We start from the raw sequence: 8,663 nt of genomic DNA, 5'->3' as shown, positions 1-8,663 counted from the left end.
CTTGGCATCGGCGGCGGCATCGGTGGCGGCGAACGCGCTGGGCGCGGCCAGCAGGGACAGCGACGAAAGCAGGGCAGCCGGCAGCAGCGCGCGGCGGGGCAGGCGGTTACGGAGAGGCTGGGACATGGTGGGCTCGAAGCTTGGAAACGGGGGAAGGGCGGCAACAGTCGTCCAGCACCCGGGGCGGCGGCTTCGGGTACGGTCAGGTCCGTCTGCTAAGGCGCGAGGTCACTGCGTGGGGTGCAAATGTAAATAATTCTTAACAACATTACAATTCGCGTCATCGTGCATCGGCTTTCCGGCACCAGGCATCGCCTTCTGTAGAGCCGAGCCCATGCTCGGCTGCTTTTGGCTGGAGCCGAGCATGGGCTCGGCTCTACAGCAGGGAGCCGCCCCAAAAACGAACGGCCACCCGAAGGTGGCCGTCCGTGTGCGTCGAAAGGAAACGGCGGGCTTACAGCGCCTGCAGTTCCTCGTTGGCATTGCGCTTTTCCTTGACCGGAGCCGGAGCCGGAATTGCGGCCGGTGCAGGTGCTGCCGCGTTGGCATCCACCGGCACCTCCAGGTACGGCAGGTGCAGGGTCTGGCTGGTCAGCGTACGGATCTCGTTCACCAGCGCCGGGCTGTCGTTGAGCTTGCGCCCGTACGACGGCACGATCTCGCGCAGGCGGGTTTCCCAGCCGGCCTTCATCTGCTCCGGGAAGGCCTTGGCCATCAGGTCCAGCATGATCGGCGGCGAGGTCGACGCACCCGGCGAGGCGCCGAGCAGGGCCGCGATGGTGTGGTCCTTGTCGGTCACGATCTCGGTACCGAACTGCAGCACCGGGCCCTTCAGCGGGTCACGCTTGATGATCTGCACGCGCTGGCCGGCGGTCACCAGCTTCCAGTCACCCGGCTTGGCATTGGGGAAGTACTTGACCAGTTCGGCCTGGCGGTCGGCATCGTTCAGGCGCGCCTGGCCCATCAGGTACTGCACCAGGTCCAGGTTGTCCTTGCCCACTTCCAGCATCGGGCCAACGTTGTTGTGGGTCACCGAGGAATACAGGTCCCACCACGAGCCGTGCTTGAGGAACTTGGTGCTGTACAGCGCGAACGGCCCGAACAGGACCACCGGCTTGCCATCCAGCTTGCGCGCGTCCAGATGCGGCACCGACATCGGCGGCGAACCGGTTTCGGCCATGCCGTAGGCTTTCACGCCATGGCGCGAGGTCACGTCCTGGCCCTGGAAGGCGAGGAACTGGCCACCGACCGGGAAGCCGGCGTAGTCCTTCGACTCCGGAATGCCGGACATCTGCAGCAGCTTCAGCGCGGCGCCGCCGGCACCGATGAAGACGAAGCGGGTGTGGGTGGTGGTTTCGGTGCCGGCCTTGAGATCCTTCACCGTCACGTTCCAGCTCTTGTCGGCGTTCTGCCGCAGCGCGGTCACTTCATGGTTCAGGTGCAGGCTGAAGTTCGGGTTGCGCTGCAGGCCGGCGGTCAGCTGGCGGGTGATCACGCCGAAATTGACGTCGGTGCCCAGCGGCATCCAGGTCGCGGCCACCTTCTGCTTCGGGTCGCGGCCTTCCATCAGCAGCGGCGCCCACTGCTTGATCTGTGCCGGATCTTCCGAGTACTGCATGCCGTAGAACAGCGGGTTCTTCACCAGCGCCTGCTGGCGCTTGTGCAGGTAGGCGATGTTGTCATCGCCCCAGACGAAGCTCATGTGCGGCGTCGGGTTGATGAAGTCGCTGGGCTGGCTCAGCCGGCCTTGCTTGACCTGGTGCGACCAGAACTGGCGCGAGACCTCGAACGATTCGGCGATGCCGACCGCGCGCTTGGTCTCGATGCTGCCATCGGGCAGTTCCGGGGTGTAGTTCAGTTCGGCGAACGCCGAATGGCCGGTGCCGGCGTTGTTCCAGCCGTCGGAGCTTTCACCGGCGACGCCGTCGAGGCGTTCGTAGACCTGGATGTTCCAGTCCGGCTGCAGTTCCTGCAGGTAGGTGGCCAGGGTAATGCTCATGATGCCGGCGCCGACCAGCACAACATCGACGGGCTTGTCGTTGCTGGCGGCGGGCACCGAGCGCTGGGTCAGCGGCCAGTACAGGAACAGCGCGGCGGCCAGCAACAGCAGCACGAGCAGGGCGAGAAGAGCCTTGCCAAATTTCTTCATGGGGGCGGGATCGTTGGCGGAGGGGAGGAGGTCAGGATGCGCATGAAGCAGGGAAAGGGCGTGAAGAAACAACGCCTTGCAACATCCTGGCGCGATTCTAACCGGTTCCGGTCCTTTTTTGATGCAACGCAGCATCCGACCTTTCGCGGCCCCGTCACCCATAGCGCCAGGTCATGCCTGGCGACGCCTTCAATCAGACCAGCTCCAGAATCTCGTCTCCGGCGTCGTCGATCTCGCCGGTCGGGCGCCAGCCCAGGCGGCGGTAGAAGCCGTGCGAGCGCGATCGCGGGTCGGCCGAGCAGGCCAGGAACAGCCGCCGGTGGCCGGCATCGCGGGTCAGGCTCACCACGTCCTGCAGCAGTTGGCGGCCGATGCCGCGGCCTTCGTAGTCCGGCAGCAGGGCCAGCACCAGCACCTCGCCGCTGTCGCGGTCGGCGAAGCAGTAACCGGCCATGCGCTCGCCCTCCCAGGCGACGCGGCCGATCGAATCGCCTTGGGCGATGCCGGCCGCCCAGCTGTCCTCGGTGATGCCCAGTTCCGCCAGTTGGGCGGCACTGAAGGCGTTCTCGCGGGTGCGCCCGCGCAGGTCGATGCAGGCGGCGGCATCTTCGGGGCGCGCATCGCGGACGAATACAGGCATGCAGGGCATCCTTGCAGTGATCGGCCGACCAGTATCCGCATCACGCATGGACCCGGTGTGGAGGTTTCGTGGAGATTGGATGGAGCAAAAAGGGGACGGAGGGGATTAAGCCGTCTTTGCCCGATATGTCGTTTGGGTCTTGAACGACTTAATCCCCTCCGTCCCCTTTTCAGCGCTTGCGCCGGACCAGCGCGGAGGAGGCATCCAGCACCGCGCGGGTCAGAAGAGCCATGGTCTGCACGTCGCCTTTCCAGTGTTGCCAGTACAGCGGCACGTCTTCCCACGCGCGCTGGCGCACGTAGACCAGTCGCCCGGCGTCCAGATGCCGCTTGACCAAGGGCAGGGGGTTCATGGTCCAGCCCAGTCCGCCGAGGTTGGCCTGCACGAAGGCCCGGGTGGAGGGAATCCACCAGGTCGGTGCGGTGCTGGGCAGGTCGTCGCCGGCCATGCGCCGGGCGAAGCGCGACTGCATTTCGTCCTTGCGGTTGAACACCAGCACCGGGGCTTGCGCCAGCGCCTGCGCGGTCACGCCCTTGGCGAAATGGCGCTCGCGGAATTCGGGGGTGCAGGTCGCTGCATAGCGGATGCTGCCCAGCGCGTGGATCTGGCAGCCCTGCACCGGCTCGTCCAGGGTGGTCACTGCGCCCAGCACCGTGCCCTGGCGCAGCAGCTCCACCGTGTGGTCCTGGTCTTCCACACGCAGGTCCAAGGTGGTGCCGGTGCTCTGCGCGAACTGGTGGGCCGCCTGCGGAAACCAGGTTTCCAGGCTGTCGTGGTTCACCGCCACCGGGATGCTGGCCTGGGGCAGATCCTCATCGGCCAGGCCCATCCGGTGCAGCGCATCGTGTTCGAGCAGGGCGGTCTGCTCGGCCAGCTGCACCAGCAGCTGCCCCTCGGCGGTGGCGGTGGCCGGCGTGCCGCGCTTGACCAGCAGGCGGCCGATCCGATCCTCCAGTGCCTTGACCCGCTGCGAGATGGCCGAGGGCGTGACATTCAGCGACTGCGCGGCGCGGTCGAAGCTGCCTTCGCGGATCACCGCGGCCAGGGCGCGCAGCTGGGCATGGTCGATACGCATCGAATTAAGCTCCGCTAATGTTGATTTAGGAAGTTTAGCTCGTCTTTTTCATGTTGCGGCGCGACAATAGCGCCCGTTCCGGTGCTGTCCGCCTTCGCGAGGCACCGTCTCCCCAAGCAAGTAAAGGCAGTGAATCCCATGTTCTCGGTCATCTCCGCCAGCACCGGCCTCGGTGCCTGGTTCTCTGGTGCAGCTACCGGCATCGGCCTGTTCGCCGTGGTCGGGGCCCAGAGCGCCTTCATTCTGCGCCAGGGCATCCTGCGCAAGCACATCGTGCCGGTGGTTGCCACCTGTGCGGCCATCGATGCGATCTTCATTTTCGCCAGCGTGGCCGGCCTGCGCACGCTCACCTCGGCGCTGCCGTGGCTGACCAGCGCCGTGCTGTGGACCGGTGTCGCGTTCCTGGCCTGGTATGCGATGAAGTCGGCACGCCGTGCAATCGCCGGGGGCGGTGGCATGGGCGAGGCCGACAGCGACGACGGCAGCCGCCGCGCGGTGCTGATGGCCGCGGTCGGCTTCTCGCTGATCAACCCGCACTTCTGGCTGGACATGATGGTGATCGGCTCGATCGCCGAGAACTTCGGCAACGCCCGCATGGCCTTCGCCGCCGGCGTGGTGACCGCCAGCTGCCTGTGGCTGACCGCGCAGGGACTGGGCGCACGCCTGCTGGCGCCGCTGTTCACCAAGCCCGGCACCTGGCGCGTGCTCGACGGCACCATCGCCGTGATCCTCAGCATCCTGGCCCTCATGTTGGCGGTGCGCGGGGTCCACTGACCCGGCGCACGCCCCCCGAACCCACGTCCTGACTCTCTCTCCAAGGTAGTGGCAACGACGGCACCGGCAACGGTGCCGTCGTCTTTTCCGGCTCTGGCGGGAAAGGCATGGCCCTGCCTAGAATCGGCCACCAGGACAAGGTGTCCAGAGGAGCAGGGGAAGGATGCACAAGACGATTCTGGCGGCCGCACTGGCCGTCATCGGGGGCGTTGCCGCAGGCAGCGCGGGGGCGGTGGACCTGACGCAGTACCTGCGCCGGGAGACCTTCACCGATATCAAGATCTCGCCGGGGGGCGAGTACGTGGCGGCGACGGTGCCGATGGAGGACGCCACCGCGATCGCCGTGCTGCGGTTGAAGGACAAGCAGATGGTCGGCAGTTTCCGGCCACCCAGCCGCAACCACGCGCAGGAATTCGACTGGGTCAGCAACGAGCGCCTGTTGATCGGCCTGGCCCAGAAGTGGGGCTCGCTCGACCAGCCCAATCCCACCGGCGAACTCTACGCCATCGATGCCAACGGCAATCGCGGCGAACTGCTGGTGGGCTACCGCGTGGAGAGCAACGGCCCGGGAACCCGCATCCAGCCGAAGAAGGTCGAGGCGGTCGCCGCCTTCCTGGCCGACGACCTGCCGGGCGACGAGCGCAACGTGCTGGTGACCGTATGGCCGCTGGCCGAGGATCCGTTCACCCGCGTCGATCGCATGGATGTGACCACCGGCCGCCGTGCGCGGGTGGCATCTTCGCCGGTACGGCGCGGCGAATTCACCACCGATGGCGCCGGCGAGGTCCGCTTCGTGCACGGCTCGGGCAGCGACAACATCAACAAGCTGTATTTCCGCGAACGCAGCGGCGACACCTGGAAGCTGATCAACGATGAGGCGGTCAGCAAGCGCATCGAAACCGCCCTCGGCTTCTCGGCCGATGACAGCCTGGCCTACCTCAACGTCGAGCAGGCCCAGGGCCCGGATGCGATCGTCAGCTGGAATCCGCAGACCGGCGAGCGTGCCACGCTGCTGCGCGACGAGGTGGTCAATCCGTATCGCATCATCCATCGGCCCGGCACCCACGTGCCGGTGGGCGCGCTGTATCTGGGCGATACGCCGCGTACCCGGTTCTTCGACGAGAAGTCGCCGGAGGCGCGCCTGTACCGCAGCCTGGAAGCCGCCTTCGGAGGGCCCGTCTACATCACCTCCAGCACCCGCGATGGCCGTGTCGTGCTGGTGGAAACCTGGTCGGGCTCGAACCCGGGCGATTTCTACGTGTACGACACGGTGGCGCGCAAGGCCGATCACCTGATCAGCCGCAGCGACTGGATCGACGTGGACCGTAGTGCCAGCGTGAAGCCGATTGCACTGAAGGCGCGCGACGGGCTGCCACTGCATGGCTTCCTGACCCTGCCGGCCGGCAGCGACGGGCGCAACCTGCCGATGGTGGTGATGCCGCATGGCGGCCCGTTCGACATCTTCGATTCCGGCCAGTACGACCGCGAAACGCAGATGCTGGCCGCGGCCGGTTATGCCGTGCTGCAGGTCAACTTCCGTGGTTCGGGCAACTACGGCCGGGCCCACACCCAGGCCGGTGCGCAGCAGTGGGGCGCGGCAATGCAGGACGATGTCACCGATGCCACCCGCTGGGCAATCAGCGAAGGCATCGCCGACGGCCGTCGCATCTGTATCTACGGCGCCAGCTACGGGGCCTACTCGGCGATGATGGGTGCCGCCCGCGAACCCGGGTTGTATCAGTGCGCGGCGGGCTATGTCGGGGTCTACGACCTGCCGATGATGTACACCCGCGGCGACATCCAGGACCGGGGTTCAGGCGTGACCTATCTGCGCGAATGGCTGGGGGATCCGGCCAAGCTGGGTGCGGTGTCGCCGGTGAACCTGGCCGAACGGATCAAGGTGCCGGTGTTCCTGGCCGCCGGTGGCGAAGACAAGCGCGCGCCGATCCAGCACACCGAGCGCATGGAAGCGGCGCTCAAGCGCGCCGGCACGCCGGTGGAAAGCCTGTACTACAAGACCGAAGGCCACGGCTTCTACACCGAGGCCCATCGCAGCGAGTACTACGACAAGTTGCTGGCCTTCCTGGCGCGCAGCCTGGGTGGCAAGACCGCGACGGCCGCGCCCGCGACCGGCAAGGACAAGGCGCCCTGAGCTGACAGGGCGGCGGATGAACGTTCCGCCGCCCTGGTTTTCCGCAAGCGCGGGGTTTACTTCACCCCTTGCATCATCTTCTTCAGCAGCGGTGCGGCGATGAAGGCCGCCAGTGCGCAACCCAGGCCGATCCACATCAGCAGCCAGAACAGGTGCGCATAGGCGCCGGCTGCGGCCACCATGTCCAGCGATTCGCCTTCCGGCACCTCGATCGCGGCCAGCTTGCCGAACAGCGCGGCCAGCGTCTCCGAGAATGCGGTGGCCAGGAACCAGGTGCCCATCATCAGGCTCATCACCCGCGGCACGGCCAGCTGTGTCACTGCCGACAGGCCGACCGGCGACAGACACATCTCGCCGCTGGCGAGCAGGAAGTAGGCCAGCACCAGCCACCACACGCTGGCCATCTCGCCCGTGGCGCCCACCTGCTGCGCGGCCAGTGCCAGCGGCAAGAACGACAGTGCGCCGATCACCAGGCCCCAGGCCGACTTCACCGGCTTGCCCGGCTCCCAGCCGCGGCGGTCCATCCACGTCCACAGCGCGGCGAAGACCGGCGCCAGCAGCACCAGGAACAGGCCGCCGAGGTAGGTCAGCGAGCCGGCGGTCTGCGGGATCACCAGGCAGTCGCGCACCAGCAGCACCAGCATCAGCATGACGATGGCGGCGAAGAACGTGCGCGGTGCAGACGAGCCCGGGCGGCGCTCGGACAGCCGCGCGCTGATCACGAAGCCCAGCGGTGCCAGCAGCAGCGAGAGGATCGACCACGGCAGCGGCGTGCCGCCGGTGATCACCAGCGAGGGCACGATGTCCTTGGTCAACAGGCGGTCGGTGAAGGTCACCCACGAGCCGTAGGACTGCTCGTACATGGTGAAGAACACCAGCGCCAGGAAGATCAGCACCATCAGCGCGATCATCTGCTGGCGCTGCACCGGCGTGCACTTGCTGCCGGTGAACCAGGCGAACCAGACCAGCACGCCGCCCAGCACCGCCAGCATCAGCATCAGCGCCAGGCTGATTTCTCCGCCCAGCGCGAATGCGCCGTTGCCGGCGGCCCACATCAGCCACGCCACCGGCAGCACACCCAGCACCGCGCACAGATAGATGAGCCATTCGCGCGGCAGGCCCAGCACCCTCTGCTTCAGTGCCGCCGGTTGCGGCGGTTCGGCATGGCCCTGCAGGTACTTCTGGCCCCACAGGAACATCGCCAGGCCGGCCAGCATGCCGATGCCGGCAGCACCGAACCCATACTTCCAGCCATAGGCCTCACCGAGGAAGCCACACACCAGCGAAGAGAACAGCGCGCCGAGGTTGATGCCGGCGTAGAACAGCGAGAAGCCCGAGTCGCGACGGGGGTCGTCCTTGGCGTACAGCTTGCCGACGATGGTGGAGATGTTCGGCTTCAGGAAGCCGACGCCCATGATGATCAGCGCCAGGGACAGGTAGGTCACCGCCAGTGCGGAGGTGTCGCGCACCACTTCGCCGTTCACCCGGTACGCGGCGTGGCCCTCGAAGGCCATGCCGAGGTGGCCGAGCACCAGCAGGATGCCGCCGAACAGCACTGCCCGGCGCATGCCCAGCCAGCGGTCGGCCAGCATGCCACCGAACACCGGGATGCAGTACACCAGGCCGCCATAGGCACCGAGCAGGTCCAGGCCGGCCTTGTCGCCGAACAGGTGGTACTTGGTCAGGTACAGCAGCAGCAGCGCCTTCATGCCGTAGAAGGAGAAGCGCTCCCACATTTCAGTGAAGAAGCAGACGTAGACGCCCTTGGGATGGCCCAGGAAATCGTCGGAAGCGATAGCGGTGGAATTCATCGCGGAATTATAGGCTTGTGGCCTGATCCGCTTTCATTAGATCCACGCCATGCGTGGATTGC

The 8,663-nt window shown here is 66.6% G+C and carries 6 protein-coding genes; 2 read left to right on the top strand and 4 right to left on the bottom strand.

Going from position 1 to position 8,663, the window contains the following annotated elements:
- Nucleotides 1–454: 454 nt before the first annotated feature.
- From mqo to AB839_RS17885, 3 genes are all read right to left on the bottom strand, one after another.
- Nucleotides 455–2,149, bottom strand: coding sequence for a malate dehydrogenase (quinone) (gene mqo / locus AB839_RS17895; protein ID WP_061480395.1), 1,695 nt, complete (start codon nucleotides 2,147–2,149; stop codon nucleotides 455–457).
- A gap of 193 nt (nucleotides 2,150–2,342) precedes the next feature.
- Nucleotides 2,343–2,789, bottom strand: a complete 447-nt coding sequence (locus tag AB839_RS17890; protein ID WP_019336987.1) for a GNAT family N-acetyltransferase — start codon at nucleotides 2,787–2,789, stop codon at nucleotides 2,343–2,345.
- 169 nt (nucleotides 2,790–2,958) lie between these two features.
- On the bottom strand, nucleotides 2,959–3,864 hold the full coding sequence (locus AB839_RS17885; protein WP_061480394.1) for a LysR family transcriptional regulator ArgP: 906 nt from the start codon (nucleotides 3,862–3,864) through the stop codon (nucleotides 2,959–2,961).
- 138 nt (nucleotides 3,865–4,002) lie between these two features.
- On the opposite strand from AB839_RS17885, the gene AB839_RS17880 reads away from it, so the two are divergent.
- Together AB839_RS17880 and AB839_RS17875 are read left to right on the top strand one after the other, a co-directional pair.
- Nucleotides 4,003–4,638 carry a LysE family transporter gene (locus AB839_RS17880; protein ID WP_049422777.1) on the top strand — a complete coding sequence of 212 codons (636 nt, stop codon included), beginning with the start codon at nucleotides 4,003–4,005 and terminating at the stop codon, nucleotides 4,636–4,638.
- Nucleotides 4,639–4,801: 163 nt separating this feature from the next.
- A complete protein-coding gene (locus AB839_RS17875; RefSeq protein WP_061480393.1) occupies nucleotides 4,802–6,790 on the top strand; it encodes a prolyl oligopeptidase family serine peptidase in 1,989 nt (662 codons plus the stop codon).
- A gap of 56 nt (nucleotides 6,791–6,846) precedes the next feature.
- Here AB839_RS17875 and AB839_RS17870 read toward each other — a convergent pair whose 3' ends face one another.
- Nucleotides 6,847–8,601 (bottom strand): oligopeptide:H+ symporter, encoded by a 1,755-nt coding sequence (locus AB839_RS17870; protein WP_061480392.1) that lies wholly within the window; start codon nucleotides 8,599–8,601, stop codon nucleotides 6,847–6,849.
- Between the last annotated feature and the right edge of the window lie 62 nt (nucleotides 8,602–8,663).

The sequence above is a fragment of the Stenotrophomonas sp. DDT-1 genome, assembly GCF_001580555.1.
Lineage (GTDB): Bacteria > Pseudomonadota > Gammaproteobacteria > Xanthomonadales > Xanthomonadaceae > Stenotrophomonas > Stenotrophomonas sepilia.
Note: the sequence above shows the minus strand (reverse complement) of the source record. Positions and strands in the feature narration are given on the sequence as shown.